14 protein-coding genes and 1 other RNA gene are annotated in these 16,776 nt (G+C 46.9%); 1 reads left to right on the top strand and 14 read right to left on the bottom strand.

Features of this window, described 5'->3' with window-relative positions:
- Window positions 1-89: 89 nt before the first annotated feature.
- Entirely contained in the window at window positions 90-896 is an 807-nt protein-coding gene (locus tag MKY48_RS01565; RefSeq protein WP_339269509.1) for a sugar phosphate isomerase/epimerase family protein, read from the bottom strand.
- 69 nt (window positions 897-965) lie between these two features.
- Window positions 966-1,328, bottom strand: coding sequence for a hypothetical protein (locus MKY48_RS01560; protein WP_076322596.1), 363 nt, complete (start codon window positions 1,326-1,328; stop codon window positions 966-968).
- Window positions 1,329-1,669: 341 nt separating this feature from the next.
- On the opposite strand from MKY48_RS01560, the gene MKY48_RS01555 reads away from it, so the two are divergent.
- Window positions 1,670-2,020: a hypothetical protein gene (locus MKY48_RS01555; protein ID WP_339269506.1), complete on the top strand. Its 351-nt coding sequence runs from the start codon at window positions 1,670-1,672 to the stop codon at window positions 2,018-2,020.
- 165 nt (window positions 2,021-2,185) lie between these two features.
- On the opposite strand, the gene MKY48_RS01550 is transcribed toward MKY48_RS01555, so the two are convergent.
- From MKY48_RS01550 to MKY48_RS01495, 12 genes are all read right to left on the bottom strand, one after another.
- Entirely contained in the window at window positions 2,186-3,880 is a 1,695-nt protein-coding gene (locus MKY48_RS01550) for a methyl-accepting chemotaxis protein (RefSeq protein WP_339269504.1), read from the bottom strand.
- 365 nt (window positions 3,881-4,245) lie between these two features.
- Window positions 4,246-6,648 (bottom strand): AAA domain-containing protein, encoded by a 2,403-nt coding sequence (locus MKY48_RS01545; RefSeq protein WP_339269502.1) that lies wholly within the window; start codon window positions 6,646-6,648, stop codon window positions 4,246-4,248.
- Between the two features lie 611 nt (window positions 6,649-7,259).
- Complete coding sequence (locus tag MKY48_RS01540) at window positions 7,260-7,526, bottom strand: DUF6809 family protein (RefSeq protein ID WP_326098592.1); 267 nt, start codon at window positions 7,524-7,526, stop codon at window positions 7,260-7,262.
- Between the two features lie 559 nt (window positions 7,527-8,085).
- Window positions 8,086-8,541 carry an HNH endonuclease gene (locus MKY48_RS01535; protein WP_339269498.1) on the bottom strand — a complete coding sequence of 152 codons (456 nt, stop codon included), beginning with the start codon at window positions 8,539-8,541 and terminating at the stop codon, window positions 8,086-8,088.
- A gap of 358 nt (window positions 8,542-8,899) precedes the next feature.
- Window positions 8,900-9,478, bottom strand: coding sequence for a zeta toxin family protein (locus MKY48_RS01530; protein WP_192570046.1), 579 nt, complete (start codon window positions 9,476-9,478; stop codon window positions 8,900-8,902).
- Window positions 9,471-9,668 carry a hypothetical protein gene (locus tag MKY48_RS01525; RefSeq protein ID WP_053490481.1) on the bottom strand — a complete coding sequence of 66 codons (198 nt, stop codon included), beginning with the start codon at window positions 9,666-9,668 and terminating at the stop codon, window positions 9,471-9,473. The genes MKY48_RS01530 and MKY48_RS01525 overlap by 8 nt, the downstream gene beginning before the upstream one ends.
- Before the next feature lie 94 nt (window positions 9,669-9,762).
- Window positions 9,763-10,127, bottom strand: a transfer-messenger RNA (tmRNA) gene (gene ssrA / locus MKY48_RS01520).
- A gap of 264 nt (window positions 10,128-10,391) precedes the next feature.
- A complete protein-coding gene (gene smpB, locus MKY48_RS01515; protein ID WP_009593386.1) occupies window positions 10,392-10,871 on the bottom strand; it encodes an SsrA-binding protein SmpB in 480 nt (159 codons plus the stop codon).
- A gap of 151 nt (window positions 10,872-11,022) precedes the next feature.
- Window positions 11,023-13,671: a ribonuclease R gene (gene rnr / locus MKY48_RS01510; protein ID WP_339292111.1), complete on the bottom strand. Its 2,649-nt coding sequence runs from the start codon at window positions 13,669-13,671 to the stop codon at window positions 11,023-11,025.
- Between the two features lie 196 nt (window positions 13,672-13,867).
- Entirely contained in the window at window positions 13,868-14,098 is a 231-nt protein-coding gene (gene secG / locus MKY48_RS01505; RefSeq protein WP_009593367.1) for a preprotein translocase subunit SecG, read from the bottom strand.
- A gap of 436 nt (window positions 14,099-14,534) precedes the next feature.
- A complete protein-coding gene (locus tag MKY48_RS01500; RefSeq protein ID WP_339292110.1) occupies window positions 14,535-14,984 on the bottom strand; it encodes a PaaI family thioesterase in 450 nt (149 codons plus the stop codon).
- A 98-nt stretch (window positions 14,985-15,082) separates the two neighbouring features.
- On the bottom strand, window positions 15,083-16,759 hold the full coding sequence (locus MKY48_RS01495) for a long-chain fatty acid--CoA ligase (RefSeq protein WP_339292109.1): 1,677 nt from the start codon (window positions 16,757-16,759) through the stop codon (window positions 15,083-15,085).
- Window positions 16,760-16,776 lie beyond the last annotated feature (17 nt).

The following is a 16,776-nucleotide window of genomic DNA, read 5'->3' as shown; positions in this document are numbered from 1 at the left end:
GTTCAACGCCATTTGGGAAGATGAATAAGGGCATAAATGAACTAGGCACTCTGCATGATGGATGTAGAGTGCCTAGTTTTATAGTAATTTCATTCTGTTACAGTCGTCTTTGAGGAATCAGTTTTTAACGCTTCCAGTCTTTTGGCTTGCTCAAACGCTCTATGTAAAAACTCTTGTGCCGATAAATCCTCATAATCCCAATTCATGGCCTCGATTGCAATCGGGCCTGAATAGTTCGTTTCCGCAATTTTTTTCATGGTTGTAGACCAATCAATCGTGCCATCAAGGGGTAACCCGTGCTGGGCATAACTTCCGTTATTATCATGTAAGTGTAGTGCCATCAGCCGAGACCCGTACATGGATAATAAATCTTTCTCCGGGTAATGGCGGTAGTGATGTCCGCTGTCATAACAGAATCCGATACGCAGGGAATCCACTTGCTCCAGCACATATGCCAAATTGGAAAAGTTCCATAAATTCTCCATTGCAACATTGACACCAAGCTGTTCAGCTTTGTCAGCGATTCTCTTGATTCTATCCAGTCCCAATTCGTTATATGGATTGTCTTCGCCCGGCAAGTGCACAACCATTGTCGGAATCTCAAATTCAGCACAATCTGCAACACATTGCAGATAGCATTCAGCTGCCGCTTCACCATCCAGATTGTCAAGCCAGAGGTTGTTTTCGTTTTGGATTGGTGTGTGGATATTTTCTATAAATAGACCCGCTTCTCGTGCGATTTGCGGCCCGTTGCGATAATCGTTTCGACCAAAGCAGTCACGACCAAAGCCATCACTCCACCATATTAAAACGCCATCAAATCCAGCTTCTTTTATTAACTGATAACGCTTTTGATTGGGCAATTCACAGCCAAACCAGTCATAAATGGTAATCATAAACCTCTTCCCTCCTTGTTTTCTACAACTAGACTGCTACAAAGGCGACACCAATAAACATAATACATGCTATAGTGAAAATTCCGTAACACCCTTCTTATAGGCATATTTCAGAGTATATGTTTCTTCATTCCCATAGGACATTGTAGCGATTTTTATTCGAGTATAATCAAGTCGACCCTCTCTTAACACTCTTTTCACCAAGGCAATACTTCGTTCTTCTTCCGTAACAACACAAAATATATTAAGCGCATATTTCTTCGGGTCGGAAATGCATTTCCCCATGTCAAACCCATCTACATAGCCTAAACCAGCATCTGCTAGAGATATTTCTAAATATTCCATTACTTTTTCTCTTAACCAGTGGTCACGTTGGCTGCCTTTTGCACTTTTCAGAGGATACTGTACCACTAACCAGAATTGTTCACTCATTCCAGATCACCAGCCAATCTACAGTTCATATTTAACCTGATCGCGTGAGCGAAGATCCGTCGACCCAGGATAATCTCATATAAATAATGTCCACTAGAAAATTTCTCCGTAAGTCTCCTAATTCCTTCTTGCTTTGAGTATCAGTCCTGCCTCCTCTTTCCAAGTCATTCCCAAATAATACGTTACCGCTGATCACTAGATTTCCACAAACTGAATCCTTAATGTTTACGCAATAAGCTTCTATGTATTTCCTTTTATTGTTCCAGGATTTGTGTTTTATTAAATATAGAATGAAGCTATCCTAATTTCACGTTTACTACCTAACTGAAGGAGATCTCTACATGAAACATTCATTAAATATCATCCCAGAACAATGGAAAAGAACGGGGATTGTCACGATTGGCGGTCTACTTATAGGAGCAGGATTTGCCGACTGCCTGATTGCCATGAATTCAATCGATTTAAATCAAATCGCTAGAGGGTTAACGATCTTTAGTGCGGGTCTGACCATCTTAGTCGTCATGGATAACTCCAAAACACAAAAACAGACCGAGAAACTCCAAAAAGATACGCAACTTCGAATGGAAAGAATAGAATATAAGCTGAACGCCCTCCATCAATCCCAACAAATAACGAATTCACAGTTTCTTGAGATCAAAGAGCTGATGCATCCATCCAATTCGGAGATCTAATACTCAATACTTTGTTTCAGATATAAATGTAAAAACCCGCTCAATGAGCGGGTTCTATGTATGGAGGCGAACCGTGGCTTGGCAAATCCACAATTCGCCGACGCATATTGCTGAGATTATTTCGGGTAATGACCTAGGTACCATATGAATCACGTTCTATTCATTTTAGACTTTAAACTTCATAACGAGTGCTTCCAAGCTTCGAGAATTTTTGCTAATCAAGTCCGTAACTGAAGCAACCTCCTGAACTAAAGAGCTCTGCTTTGCAGTCATATCGTTCACTGCCTTAACTCCTGAAAGCGAATCTTCAGCTATAGTTGCCATTTCGGAAACAGATGCTGCAATTTCTTCAGAGCCTGCCGCCATTTGTTCGCTAACAGCGGAGACCTCCTGAACTTTCCAGGCCACTTTCTGAGCGGATTTCAATATGTTCTCAAACGATTCAATTGCTTCTTCCATCTTCTTTTGCCCCGTCAATACTTCACTCGTCACTTGCTGCATCGCATGTTCTGTTTCTTGAGAGTCTTTCGTAATATCTTGCAGCAATCCGAATATTTGCCCCGCTGAAGCAGAGGAATGATCTGCCAATTTCCGGATTTCGCTGGCCACTACAGAAAAGCCTCTTCCATGCTCGCCCGCTCTTGCCGCTTCAATTGATGCATTTAACGAAAGCAGACTCGTTTGATTCGAAATTTCAGTAATTGCATTTACAATTTCCTCGATATGAGAAGAGCGTTCTTTCAAATTGGATACAATTTCTACTGTAGACCCGACAGAATCGCTAATTTGGACCATCTGCTTGCTAACTTGCTGTATAAAGTTCACACCGCTTGCTGCCTCTCGCTCCGTCTCAGTTGCGACAGTAGCAAGATCCTCAGCAGATACGGCGATACGCTGCACACCTATGGACATTTCATTGATTGCATGCGAAGCATCAAGTGTGCTCTGCACTGAGGTGGTCGCCCCTTGCTCAATACTGGCCCCCTGTCTCGTAATTTCCTCTGTCGCGCTTGCAGTTTCTTTCGTATTTTCAACCAATTTACTTGACGAATTCAATACACTGTGGGAAGCGTTACGGACATCTTTAATAATGGATTGCAGAGTCTCAAACATGGCATTTAAGGATTTTGAAATTTCTCCTATTTCATCCTTGCCGGAGTAATCCAGTCGTCCGGTAAGATCGCCTCCACTCTGTGCAATTTCGGCGATCTTTTCATTGACTAATTTAAGTGGCTTCAACTTGATGAAAATAACAGCAAAAATCACAAGTAATGCCCCGAATGTAATTACAAGCAAAACAATAGTTCCCGTAAGCATCAGGCTCGCTTTTTGCTTTGCAGCGTTTGCTTCATTTTCCGTCCTAGTATTCATCTTTTCCTGAAACTGCTGCAGCGGCTCCATAATGGTCTCTTTAATAGTATCGTATTCGCTGCCAAACATGAGTTCCCGAGCTTTGGTAAAATCTTTGTCCTCCGCAGCTTTCATTGCCACATTTTCTAGCTCGACAAGGGTATCCGAAATTTGTTTTGACTCTTCTATAAGATCCAGCTCTTCTTTAGGCGCGCCCAATGCAGTTAAACTCTCCACTACATGATCTCTCGTTTTGGTCTCGTTTACTTCCTTCCAGTAGTTGTCATAGTGAACTTTTTCTCCGAACTGCACATAAGCTCTTACTTCATTACTCAAATAATCCGAGGAGCTGGCTAAATCAATACCTAATTGCTTGAATTCTGCTTGCATTTTTACTGTTTCGCGTTCAAGCGCTACGCTCTTTTGAAGATAATAGACACTAACTCCGTTCAGAACTGTAAGTAAAATAAACACTCCGCTCATCGTTTTAATCCAAGTAGAAATCCTCATGATGAACCCCACTCCTTTTTTATAGAAAAGCCCATATAAGACTTATCGGTCGACTTAATTCGACAGCAAGATAGGTCTTTATATCTATTTCTAAGGATGTGGTTTAAAAGCATACTCACCATTTTCATAACAAACACGTGTGTGTCTCATGCAGAAGTAGTCTACGTCAACTGCTATCCAAGTTCAATGAACATGCGGGGCTTATCGTAAAGTTGTAGATGCCGGAAAAGCAAAATCCACAACCTCAGGCGGTTGTGGATTTTAAAATTTTATGTATGGAGGCGAGGGGAGTCGAACATTAAAAGGTAAAACCTGCAACTAATAAGTTGAATCGGTGATGATTAGCTCTATTTAATTCATTCCACCTAATACAACATAGAGCTTAATAGCTCCCTAATCTTCTGTTCTTCCCCGCTCTCGTTTGTACGGAACCTTGCTAATTCCATTCCAAATTTCTTGAAAATCTCTCCTTTTTTCTCATCTCGCTTTAGTTGTTCAGGATTGTTCTCATGAAAGGCAAATCCATCGACTTCGATCGCCAGCGCTAGCGATCTGTCCAGTTTATGATAAATCACAAAATCAACAGAAGAACGATTTCTGACGAATCTGCGCTCTTCCTCATTTAACCGTTCCAGGTCGGTAAACAAATTCATTAGTAAAACCTGATTCCCTAGTTCAAAATCCTTAAACATAGGCTCCTGTAATATCTGGTCGAGCAAGGCGTGCATAATATTCTCGCTCCGATGCCTTGATTTATTAAAGAAACGAACGCGTTCTCGAAATTCCTGGAGATTATCCGAGTATTCCTTGTATAGCAAGTCAAATATAGAATGAATCTCGCTCTCCACGACATTGTTGTCCAGTGTGCTATATTCCATATATCGCATGAGATCTCCCACTTCATTCCCATACTTGCGAAACGCAGACTGATCGGTCACCAGAATAAACCTCTCCTGCGCACGGGACACAGCCACATTAATCATGCAAGGATCATTAACAAACTTCATCCCCATGCCTCCTGCTCTCGTTCGGTCAAGCACCGTAGACATGATCATAACGGACTTCTCACGTCCCTGATATTTATGGATCGTGTCACTCTCTATATCAGCAGTGAATTGCTGGGTCGCTTTCTCCACCTGCTTTCGATATGGCGTCACAAAGCCGATATCCGCATGACCGGCTGCCGCTTCGAGGTACCCCAACAGAATTTCCTGTTCAATGACATCAAGTTCCCTGGCATTGAACTTTCCTTTTTTGCCATGGGTCACTTCCCTCATGTGATTGCCCGGTGACGTCTTGTAGATCAATAAAGGAGACTCGGAAATCCCCGGATCGGTAAAAGCAATCAATTCGCTGTCGTAATATTTCCTATTGCAGAATTCAATAATTTGGGGATGGCAGCGGTAATGTTCTCGTAACATCACTTTCGGAACGGAGTCCCCGTATAAAGCCAACATGGACGACAACAAATTATGCTCGATATAACTGTAAGCTTCATCCATGTCAGGAGCCGCCTGGCTCTGGATCTTCTGTTCAATCTCCTTCCCCACGATATGCGGCAGTTGCTTGGTATCGCCCACGATAATAGCCTGCTTGCAGCAGGACAAGGCCAGAGCCCCTGTCAGCAGATCAACCTGCGAGGATTCGTCAATGATGCAATAATCAAACAAGTAATTCGCAGGTATACAATTCCGCAAAGAATGCGTTGTACTAAGCACAATCGGATAATGCTCGATAAACGTTTTAAACTTGTTGTTGTGAGTGTATGTCTTCTCATTGCAGCCCACAGCCGAACGGTTATGGTATTTCTCATGTAATCGGTGCCGAAAAAGCATTTCGGAGAACTGCTGGTGCTGATCCATTAAGGCTTGATAGTCCTGGGACTCTAATTCTTTCTCAAGCTCCTGTATACGATCTGATAGCTCCTCAACTTTTAACGTGTAAAATTCACGCTGAACATTCAAGATGACATCCAGCCCCTGCTCCTTCAATCGTTTGAAATCCGTAAAACCATGCCTGAAGAATAACTTGAATTGGTACAGGAGCTTATATTTCCTTTTCACCTCTACAGCCAGAAAACTGTCTTTCATAAACTCCAAAATCCGCTTTGGTGTCTGCCGATAAAATGACCACTTCTCTATAGGCTGAACATCCTGCCTAGCAAAATAATGCTCAAAATGCTCCTGTTCAAGCAAATAAGCCGACAGCTTCTGCATAAGCTGTGCCTTCTCCCGATCCAGTTCCATCAGGCGGTGAATACGTAGATCCAAATCTTGTAGTTTGGCGTTTAATTCGTCCTCTGGCACGTCACTTGACCATTCCGATACATCCCAATCGGGTAGATTAGCAAAAAACTTTTTCTTGTTCTCTTGGTTGCCCAAACTAGCTACAAAAAAGTGGTACCCTTGCCGTTCCATCTTTTCTTGCACATTCAGAACTGCAGCGTTGTTACCGGAAACAACCGCTACCTTTTTCCCTTGCATAACCGCCAGATTCGCAAGGATGTTTAAGATCGTCTGGGTTTTACCCGTGCCCGGAGGGCCTTCGATAATACTGATGGTGCTTTTTAAAGCCTGTTCAAGCGCGGTCCTTTGACTCAAATTGTACCTGAACGGGAAAATCGGTTCGCTTGTAACCGGGATATCGCTCTTTATAGGTTTTTTCAGAAGATAATGGCTCAAAGCACTATCCGGATCTACATAATGTAGTTTTGCAAATTGCTTGGCCAAAAAAGCTTCCTTGTTCTCCTGTTCATCCTCACTCTTCACATGTTTTGAAATCTCGCGCCAATAGTCCAGAATCTGACGCCCTTCAGCGTTTTGGGTACTACTACTTCTAACTTGAATACGTCGACTATCGTATGTACGAATACTCCCATTGTTGAAACACACCCGAATCTTTGGACCGAAATCTAGCACCCGCTCTACATTATAAAAGGGATACCCATTATGAAAAACAGCCATATCCTCCGTTATATCCTGAACGGTCGGCGTTAGTAACTGTATATCACTCGACTTATATGTATAAACCTCGGGATAACCTTTATATACAATCCTTACTATTGGAGGATCTTTTTCGTATGAAGATACATCCTGTGTTTTGTCATCACCTTTAACAATCATCATAAATTTCTCTTGGTCCATAGCAGCCTCTCTGTATCTGTAATCGATGTTATATAGAGAGATTTCTATAAATTGGGGATATATTCCTGCCGTGTGGAGCAAATATAGAGCGAGGATACCTTTTATAGGAGTTGTTGCGTGTGAAATTCGTTTTTTATGATGTCTGAAGTAGGGGCTGATAGTCAATATTTTACGATATAAAAAAAGACACGGTTCGTGTCTTTACGGCATTTCTATGAGTGTTCTTACTGATCACACTATTCAGAGTACACCTCAATGATCATCGTCGCTCCCAGCCTAAAACCATCAGTAAAAGAAGCCGCCATTTCCAGCCCTTGTACTTGTCGATACAAATCTAATAACTCCTCAAGCTCATGAAAATCATCATCGGAAAGCCTCTTCTTCCAGGCATCCATGGACTCGGATATTTGCCGACTCAATTGGCGATACTGAGGGTCGGTGGAAACAGCCTTCTCTACAGGATTCAAATTTCCGTAATATAGGGATTCCAGGAAGCTTGGCATGGGATTCTCCTCTTCTCATTGTGTTAAGTTACTTATTAGATAATACTACCATATGCAATTTCAATATGTGGTACGGGTATACGTATAGTTGCAAGAGAAGAGTGTATTTCTTAATATTTGATTCTGTATGTTGTTACAGGAAAAACAACCAATCTTTAGAACGCGTTCTACCTCATTTTACGTTCGAAAAAAGTATTCCTTATAGGTACAGGAACGATTGTCCGAAGGGAAAATAGGTAATGTCCGTGACCCTTTCTCATGTGGAAGCGTTGCATGAAATTCGCGGCTAAAAATATTGTATTCAATTGTCAATTAGCTAACATTGCAGTAAGAAGCCACACCATTTTGTTCTACCTATTCATTGGAGTTAAGAACGTCCGTGATTATTGGTGATTGTCACAGGCATCCTACGCTTTAAATGGCCTGCACTTCAAGATGGATGCAAAAAAGCCGAAAATTTTACAGTGGATATGGTTAACCATCAATTCGATCGTCAACAAACGGCTGCGATCATTGAAGCTCACTGCACCACGATTCCCAAAATCATAAATCTAAGCCTTTACTCAAGTGACCCTTTTTTCATTTGACGATGTCTGTATTTAGCTAGAAAGATACGCCAGCAAAGCTTCATAAGATTTGGAACAGAGTGTGCGTTTTCTTTGAGATAGGACAATGCAGAACGGTTTCCTCGTTTCGTATTGCATTCGCTGCATGAAGCGATCAGGTTTTGCGGAAGATCCGAGCCGCCTTTGCTTGAGGGGATAATATGGTCCACTGTCGTGGCGTGGCGTCCGCACCACAAACAAATGTGATGATCTCGTTTCAGTGCAGCTTTTCGATAGTATCGAAATAAGAACGGATTATAAAGCAATTGGATCGTCTGCTCATCAATCCAGACAGCTCGCGCTCGCTCAACTTCCCGCCAAGCCCGATGGGGTAAACATGGTGTTAGTTGTTGACCATCCATATTGAGTACCGTTATCAATGGTTCCTCTCCATCATGACTATGATTCATCGATTTCACTCCATCTGTACGACATGTTCTAACCTATAGTATTAATATAAAACAAAAACACCATCCTCATGCGGATGGTGTTCTTTATGATGGAACCGAGGTGAGTCGAACCTCTGTCCGAAGATAACGACAACACAAGCTTCTACGGGTGTAGTGACAGATTTGATGTCACTCTAGGGACTCCCTGTCACCGGATTCCCTTCAGGTCAGCCTAATTATCTTCTTCAGGCTAGCCCCAGGCGGAGACTAGACAGCGTATCCCACTAAAGTTGAGCCCTCATCCCGGTACAATGGCGATACAGAGCGAGAGCACACGTGCAAGGTTATTAAGCTAATTGCCATAACACCCCAAAACGCACTACCAACTATGATCCCTAATAACATTCGCAGACCAAGCAGGTATATTCTCTATGCAATATATCAGCTTACTTTCTGCGATTTCAGCAACAATCGTTGGTTGGTTTGTGTTATCTATAATAAAAACCTGATCTGCAATGGCTAGTGCAGGCTTTAAATTTTGCAATGACTGACCGTATCGAAAACGAATATCCTCTTCTGCAATCCAATGTCCACCCTGCTCGACACGAGAGGCCACACGGTCAATATGCATTTGCACATCTTGAAGTCCAATATAGTACATGACGATGTCATAACCGCTTTCCTTAGCAATTTGCATATGCTTTAGAACAAATGTACCTGATAGTGTAGTTTCAATTGCAAAATGCTCCTGTCTTTTTATCAACGATCTGATTCTTTTGACCGCTTCTCTTCCCGCCGAAAGATCGACACTTCTTGGATCATCTGGTTTTAGTTCACGGGCAATCTGATCAGGGTCAACCAACTCGCCTAACCATGCTCTCATCTGCATACTGAGCGTGCTTTTTCCCGCCCCATTTGTTCCTGCAAAAACCGTCATAACTGGTTTTAGTTTATTCATGATATTCGAACTCATGTCGTTTTCCGGTTGCATCATAAATGATTTCGAACTTATTACCGTTAGCATCCTCACGTACTCGTTTATTATTCTTGATATAGTAAATGGATGCCCCTGACTCTCTAGCTTGCTTGCGTGCATGTTGATTCGCTTTTTTCAGAATTTCTTGGAGCTGCTCTCGATTGGCAACCATCCTGAGTCCCCTCCAGTTTTCTAATTACGCTTATTATATCATAAACAGAAGAGCCACCAACCAGATCACTGGCTGATGGCTCTATCATTGTTATGTATGGAGGCGAGGGGAGTCGAACCCCTGTCCGAAGATAACGACAACACAAGCTTCTACGGGTGTAGTGACAGATTTGATGTCACCCTAGAGACTCCCTGTCACCGGATTCCCTTCAGGTCAGCCTGATTGTCTTCTTCAGCTAGCCCCAGGCGGAGACTAGACAGCGTATCCCACTAAAGTTGAGCCCTCATCCCGGTACATGGGCGATACAGAGCGAGAGCACGCTCACAGGTTATTAAGCTGCGAAAGCGTAGTTGTTTTGTTGTTTGCCGTTTAATTGGCTTTAGCGTTGATGAAGTGGACGCGTCCCCACTACCCGCTACTCATGCCCGAACTATCCCCGTCGAATCCAAAAACGCCCCCTTAAGTTGGAGAAATGCCGGTGCTTCGCACCTTGGCGTTCCTGCCAAAAAGGGCTATCGGATTAAATCAAAGAATGTATTCAGTCATAGCAGTCAATCTATTGCGAATTCTTTCCCTCCAAGAAAGGAAAACGCAAGCTGTATGCTGATTGTCAAAGATCTTATTGATCTCTCTTACATCACTTAGTATATCACATTTGATATCAAAATGATATATACATTGCAGGTAACACAGCTAAAAGCTGCCATCCTGCTAGTTGCTCCATTACCTTGCAATCTTCTGCTTCTCGCGCAGCGCACGCTGGATATCGCGTTGTGCATCTTTCTTGGCGGCATCGGCGCGCTTGTCGTACTGACGCTTACCTTTACCGAGGCCCAGCAACAACTTCGCATAGCCATTACGGATGTAGATCTTCAGCGGTACGATTGCGTAGCCGTCCTGCTTGGACAGGCCCAGCAGCTTGCGGATCTGCTCCTTGTGCAGCAGCAGCTTCCGTGTACGCGTAGGGTCCGTCGGGTTGTTGCGGTTCCCTTGCTCGAACGGACTGATATGCATGTTATGGATATGAATCTCGCCATTCCGAATGGTTGCGAACGCGTCTCCAATATTGGCACGGCCGTTCCGTATGGATTTGATCTCCGTTCCGGTCAACACCATCCCGGCTTCATACGTATCCTCGATGAAATAATCATGGGAAGCTTTTTTGTTCTGGGCCAGAACCTTCCCGTCACTTTTCTTACCCATGGTCTCACCCCTTGTCATCAACAATGATAATGGAAAAAGGACTTCCGGCAGACCGCCAATTGCAATCTCACCAGAAGTCCATTGTATCAAACGTCAGCCTCCAAAAGCAAGGTGGGGCAAGCGCCTCCAGCGTAAGATCAGAAGGAGAGGCTTACTTTTTCTTCTTGCGGACAAAAGCGGCTGTGCCGTTTCCGCCCTTGCTCTTCCGTTTGCGGCCACCGCCGCCGGAGTTACCTCCAGCATTACCGCCGCCCGGCGTTGGACCTTCGCCGATGAAAATGCCGCTGCCCGACGTCTTCTTGCGCCGGTTTTTCCCGCCGGCACCGCCAGAGCTGCGAGCATTGCGGTCGAAGCCTAGTGCGCCGCCGCCTGCGGAACTGTAGCCGCCTTTGCCGGAGCCAAAGGCGAAGTTCGACGCCTGCTGCTCGTCGGCACCAGCAGCAGGACCACCAGCGCCCGCTCCAGTTGGCGCCTCGCCGCTGCGCTTGCCGCGGCCACCCTGGCCGCCGGCGCTGTCACTGCGGCGTCCGCCTGGTGCGCCGCCTTCAGCCGCGCCGCGCTTACCGCCGCGGCCCTTGCCCCCGCGGGCTGCGCCATCGCGGGCACCAAACCCGCGGCCGCCGTTGCCGCCGCGGTCGCCTTCGCCGCGCCCTTGGCGGCGCGGCTTCATATCCACCATCTCAAAATCGATGGTGTGATCGTCCATGTTCACCTTCGCCACGCGAACCTTCACATCATCACCGATGCGGTATACCTTCGAGGTCCGCTCCCCGATCAGTGCCATATGACCCTCATCGAAGTGATAATAATCGTCGGTCATCGCGCTGAGACGAATCAAGCCTTCGACCGTGTTCTCCAGTTCAATGAACATGCCGAAGCTGGTCACGCTGCTGATAATGCCTTCGAACTCTTCGCCGACCTTATCCAGCATGAACTCCGCTTTCTTGAGCGCTTCCGTATCCCGCTCCGCATCTACAGCTACACGCTCGCGCTCGGAGGATTGCTGAGCGATATCAGCCATCCGGCCGGCCAGATGCTCATGGCGCTTCTCATCGAGCGCGCCGCCGCTCTCCAGCACTTCCCGGATGACCCGGTGAATGACCAGATCGGGGTAACGCCGAATCGGAGACGTAAAGTGGGAGTAATATTCCGCAGCAAGACCGAAGTGGCCCGTGCTCTCCGCATCATATTTCGCCTGCTTCATCGAACGGAGCATCATCGTGCTGAGCACCGTTTGCTCCTTCGTTCCTTGAATGGCTTCCAGCAGGTTTTGCAGGGCGCGCGGATGGATCGAGTTGCCCCGTCCCTTCACCTGATGCCCGAAATTGGCCGCAAACGCCATAAAGTTCTGCAGCTTCTCCTGATCCGGGTCCTCATGGATCCGGTAGATGAACGGTACTTTGAGCCAGTGGAAATGCTCTGCCACGGTTTCGTTGGCTGCCAGCATGAATTCCTCAATGATCTGCTCCGCAATGGAGCGTTCTCTTTTGACGATATCCACTGGCTTGCCGTTCTCGTCCACGATGACCTTGGATTCCACAAAATCAAAATCCACCGCGCCCCGGCGCATCCGGCGGTTCCGCAGCTTCAGCGCCAGCTCGCGCATCAAACGGAAATCCTCCACGAGGTCACCGTAGCGCTCGATTAGCTCTGGATCCTCATCGACGAGGATTTTGCGCACATTATTGTACGTCATCCGTTCTTTCGTACGAATAACACTGGTGAAGATATCGTGCTTCACGACTTTCATCTGCTCGTTGAATTCCATTTCACAGGACATCGTCAGACGATCCACCTGCGGATTCAAGCTGCAAATCCCGTTGGACAGACGGTGCGGCAGCATCGGAATGACCCGATCCACCAAATACACGCTGCAGCCGCGATCGTAAGCTTCCTTATCCAGCTCGGAGCGCTCGCGTACGTAATAGCTGACATCGGCAATGTGAACGCCCAGACGGTAGTTCCCGTTCGGCAGACGTTCCACATTCACCGCATCATCGAGATCCTTGGCATCTTCGCCGTCAATCGTCACGATGTTCAGACCGCGCAAATCACGACGGCCCTGTTGTACGATTTCTTCTTCCGTAATGGCATCGGGCGCTGCATCCGCTTCGGCCAGCACTTCCTCCGGAAAGCCTTCCGGCAGCTGATGCTTGCGGATAATGGACAGAATGTCGACACCCGGATCATCCTTGTGACCCAGAATCTCCACAACTTCACCCTCCGCCGCAGCTCTTCCTTCCGGATAGCTGACCAGCTTCACCACGACCTTCACGCCATCAACGGCTCCGTTAATCGCATGCTTCGGAATAAAAATATCCCGGTTGATCCGCTTATCATCCGGCAGCACGAAGCCATAGGCTTCATGGTTCTGGAATACACCCACGACTTGGGTGACGGCGCGCGTCACGATACGGACCACTTCGCCTTCCATTTTGCCGCCATCGTTCTGTTTGGAACTGATCCGGATAAGCACGATATCTCCATTCATCGCACTCTTCAAGTCATTGGCATGAATGTACACATCCGGGTGCTCGCGATCATCAGGAATCAAGAAGGCAAAACCCTTTGCATGTGCCTGCAGACGTCCGCGCAGCAAATTCATCCGTTCCGGCACGCCATAACGCTGGGTGCTGGTCAGAATGATTTTTCCGGATTGTTCAAGTTCATTCAGCAGCTTCAAGAATTCCCTGAATTCATGAGCATCCTTAATGGCAAAATGCTGCTCCAATTCCTGGTACGTCATTGGTTTGTATGCAGTTTCCCGCATAAAATTCAGTAATATTTCTTCAGTTATCATCATTATCACCTCGGGGAACCTGCAATTTCATCGTTCCGCTATCCATTCTTTACCTTCATATACTCATACCCTAGTATACACGAATTTAATCTCCGGTATCCTTCCGAACACCGTCTTCACCTATGTATTCCAAAATTCAGGCAAATAAAAAACCCCCGCTCTTCCAAGAGTGAAAAAGCGAGGGTAACGTTCATTGTTATTTCAACATAGCAACAACGATGGCCAAAATCATAAATCCTGCTGCAAGACCTACCGTTGTACGCTGCAGTACGAGATCCATACCGCGAGCCTTTGTTTTACCAAAAAGATGTTCCGCACCGCCGGAGATGGCACCGGCAAGACCTGCGCTTTTCCCTTTTTGGAGAAGAACGACAGTAATCAACCCGATGGAGAAAATAACAAGCAACACTTCAAAAAATACAACCATGACTTCCACCTCCTACGTATGTAAACATCTGAATTTATTATCTTAAGAGACATTCTAGATTCTACATGAAAAACAGCATTCTCATTGTACCACAGCTTTATCGACCTGACAAGGAGTAAGGGGGAATCACTTCATAACTCCAACCACGAACATGCCCTCTCTGCTTCTTTGCTTTAATCCCATAAAGAAGACCCCGTACCAGGTGGATCTGGAGCTTTGTTAACCTTTTGGAACCGCCGTATGCGGACCCGCATGTACGGTGGTGTGAGAGGACGGGGGTTAGCGCCCCCTCCTGTCATAAGCTCAATTGACGGGAAGCTACTGACCAATAGTTACTCAAACTACTCACCCACAAAATTTCCAGCTCACCAAAAAAATAAATGGCCTGCCCCTCCAGCGTTGGCAGACCACCTGTTTCATAGCAGCCAAGGCTGCTTTATTTCACTCGGAAGGACCCTGTGCTGATCGCCACAAGTTCGCCCTTCTCGTTCGTAATTCTACATTCCGTCGTGACCGAACGGTGCGTCTGATGCACGATGCTTGCCGTTACGGTGAGGATACCTGCTCTGGCTGGCATGACAAAATGCACATTCAAATTGCTCGTCACCGTTGATTCGCCAGGGCGCTCCAGCATGACGGCAATGCCCATGGCGTTATCCATCAATGAGGAGAGTACGCCGCCATGCACGATGCCCGCCATATTCATATGATGAGGCTGGGCATCCAGCGTCACAACAACCGCCTCCGAGCTGGCAGACGCAAGCTTGCAGCCGAGATATCCCCAGAAGGTGGACTCCGCCGCTTGGGTCATGGCTTCAATGTACGCCTCCCGGTCGAATTCCGGCTGTCCGGCCTTCGTCTCCGGATTGGCATTGGTATGATTCATCAGGCCGCCTCCTTTTTTCTTCTGACGTCGTTAGTACTGTATCCATTCCAGCGGGATAACATGAATCGCTTATCGTGCCTACTCCGCTATTCTGCGCATCAGCCCGTTCTGCCTTCCTCTTCCTCCTCCAGCAGCTTGCGGCGCAGCACCTTGCCTACCATCGTCTTCGGCAGCGATTCGCGGAACACGTACTCGCGCGGAACCTTATAGGCAGCCAGCTGACTGCGGCAAAACTTCTCAAGGCCCGAAGGGTCCGGAGACGCGCCATCCTTCAGCACAATATAAGCTCTCACGGTTTCGCCGCGGTAATCGTCCTTCGTTCCGACAACAACGGCTTCCTTCACGGATGGATGCTCATACAGCACTTCCTCGATTTCCCGAGGGTATATATTGAAACCGCTTGCAATGATCATGTCTTTCTTGCGGTCAATGATCGTAAAATACCCCTCTTCGTCCATCGTAGCCATATCGCCCGTGAACAGCCAGCCGTTGCGCAATGTATCGAACGTCTCCTCCGGCCGGTTCCAGTACCCTATCATCACCTGCGGTCCTTTCACGATCAGCTCGCCAGGCTCGCCGACCGGCATTTCTTCCCCCGTATCGGGATCGACCACCTTGGCATCCGTATCCGGGACAGGTAGGCCGATGGTACCGATTTTGCGCCTTCCCCAGATCGGATTTACATGGGTAACCGGGGAAGCTTCGGTCAAGCCGTAACCTTCGATCAGCCGCCCTTTGGTCAGCTCCTCGAACTTATCCTGTACCTCGACCGGAAGCCCGGCAGAGCCGCTGACGCAAGCATTGATCGAAGACAGATCATATTCCTTGATCCGTGGGTGATTAATCAGTGCGATATACATGGTCGGCGCGCCCGGAAAGAGCGTCGGCTTCATTTTTTTGATCAGGTTCAGAATCATCGTCACTTCGAACTTCGGTACCAATATCAGCATGCCGGCACGGTAGATCGCCTGGTTAAGCAGTACGGTCAACCCGAATACGTGAAAACAGGGGAGAACCGCCAAATACCGCTCCTTCCCATCCTCCACCTGAAAGCACCAGTTCGCAGACTGCACAGTATTGGCGATCAGATTCATATGCGTCAGCATGACGCCTTTGGGAACACCGGTCGTGCCGCCGGTATACTGGAGCAGGGCCAAGTCCTTCTCCGCCTTCACGGATTCGCAGATCGGGTCATTCGGCGCACTGGCGAGCAGCTTTTTGAAGGCATGGACGCGGCTTCCATAGTTGACGACCGGAAGGGGACCCTCCTTCTTGGCTTTGATCGGGTAGAGGAGATTCTTGGGGAATGGCAGATAATCCGCCACAGATGTGACGATCATATGCTCCAGTTCCGTCTCCTCGATGACTTTTTCAACGCGGGACACAAACATATCCATCGTGATGATGATCTTAGCTCCGGAATCCTTCATCTGATGTGCAATTTCCCGCTCCATATAGAGCGGGTTGGTCATAACGGCCACGGCTCCTGCGAGCAGCACGCCATAATACGAAATCACTACCTGTGGGCAGTTGGGCAGCATAATCGCTACCCGGTCGCCCTTCTTAATCCCTTTGCTGCGGAGCGCGTTCGCCATACGATAGGACGACTCCAGCAAACTCCTATAGTTGATCGTTTTGCCCATGAAATACATGGCCGGCCGATTCGGAAATTTCTGTGCCGACGTCACGAGAAATGATGCCAAATTCTGTTTCGGATAATCAAAAGCGGGGGCTACTTCGGGCGGATAAAACGGCAGCCAAGGCTTTGTATCCATACAAAACCAACCCTTTC

The sequence above is a fragment of the Paenibacillus sp. FSL W8-0187 genome, from assembly GCF_037969755.1.
Lineage (GTDB): Bacteria > Bacillota > Bacilli > Paenibacillales > Paenibacillaceae > Paenibacillus_AQ.
This window is presented reverse-complemented; position numbering and strand designations above follow the sequence as displayed.

What these genes read in the sequence shown, in the direction of transcription:
- MKY48_RS01565 (WP_339269509.1), bottom strand. Translation starts at nt 896, where the DNA reads ATGATTACCATTTATGACTGGTTTGGCTGTGAATTGCCCAATCAAAAG.
- MKY48_RS01560 (WP_076322596.1), bottom strand. Translation starts at nt 1,328, where the DNA reads ATGAGTGAACAATTCTGGTTAGTGGTACAGTATCCTCTGAAAAGTGCA.
- MKY48_RS01555 (WP_339269506.1), top strand. Translation starts at nt 1,670, where the DNA reads ATGAAACATTCATTAAATATCATCCCAGAACAATGGAAAAGAACGGGG.
- MKY48_RS01550 (WP_339269504.1), bottom strand. Translation starts at nt 3,880, where the DNA reads ATGAGGATTTCTACTTGGATTAAAACGATGAGCGGAGTGTTTATTTTA.
- MKY48_RS01540 (WP_326098592.1), bottom strand. Translation starts at nt 7,526, where the DNA reads ATGCCAAGCTTCCTGGAATCCCTATATTACGGAAATTTGAATCCTGTA.
- MKY48_RS01535 (WP_339269498.1), bottom strand. Translation starts at nt 8,541, where the DNA reads ATGAATCATAGTCATGATGGAGAGGAACCATTGATAACGGTACTCAAT.
- MKY48_RS01530 (WP_192570046.1), bottom strand. Translation starts at nt 9,478, where the DNA reads ATGAATAAACTAAAACCAGTTATGACGGTTTTTGCAGGAACAAATGGG.
- MKY48_RS01525 (WP_053490481.1), bottom strand. Translation starts at nt 9,668, where the DNA reads ATGGTTGCCAATCGAGAGCAGCTCCAAGAAATTCTGAAAAAAGCGAAT.
- smpB (WP_009593386.1), bottom strand. Translation starts at nt 10,871, where the DNA reads ATGGGTAAGAAAAGTGACGGGAAGGTTCTGGCCCAGAACAAAAAAGCT.
- rnr (WP_339292111.1), bottom strand. Translation starts at nt 13,671, where the DNA reads ATGATAACTGAAGAAATATTACTGAATTTTATGCGGGAAACTGCATAC.
- secG (WP_009593367.1), bottom strand. Translation starts at nt 14,098, where the DNA reads ATGGTTGTATTTTTTGAAGTGTTGCTTGTTATTTTCTCCATCGGGTTG.
- MKY48_RS01500 (WP_339292110.1), bottom strand. Translation starts at nt 14,984, where the DNA reads ATGAATCATACCAATGCCAATCCGGAGACGAAGGCCGGACAGCCGGAA.
- MKY48_RS01495 (WP_339292109.1), bottom strand. Translation starts at nt 16,759, where the DNA reads ATGGATACAAAGCCTTGGCTGCCGTTTTATCCGCCCGAAGTAGCCCCC.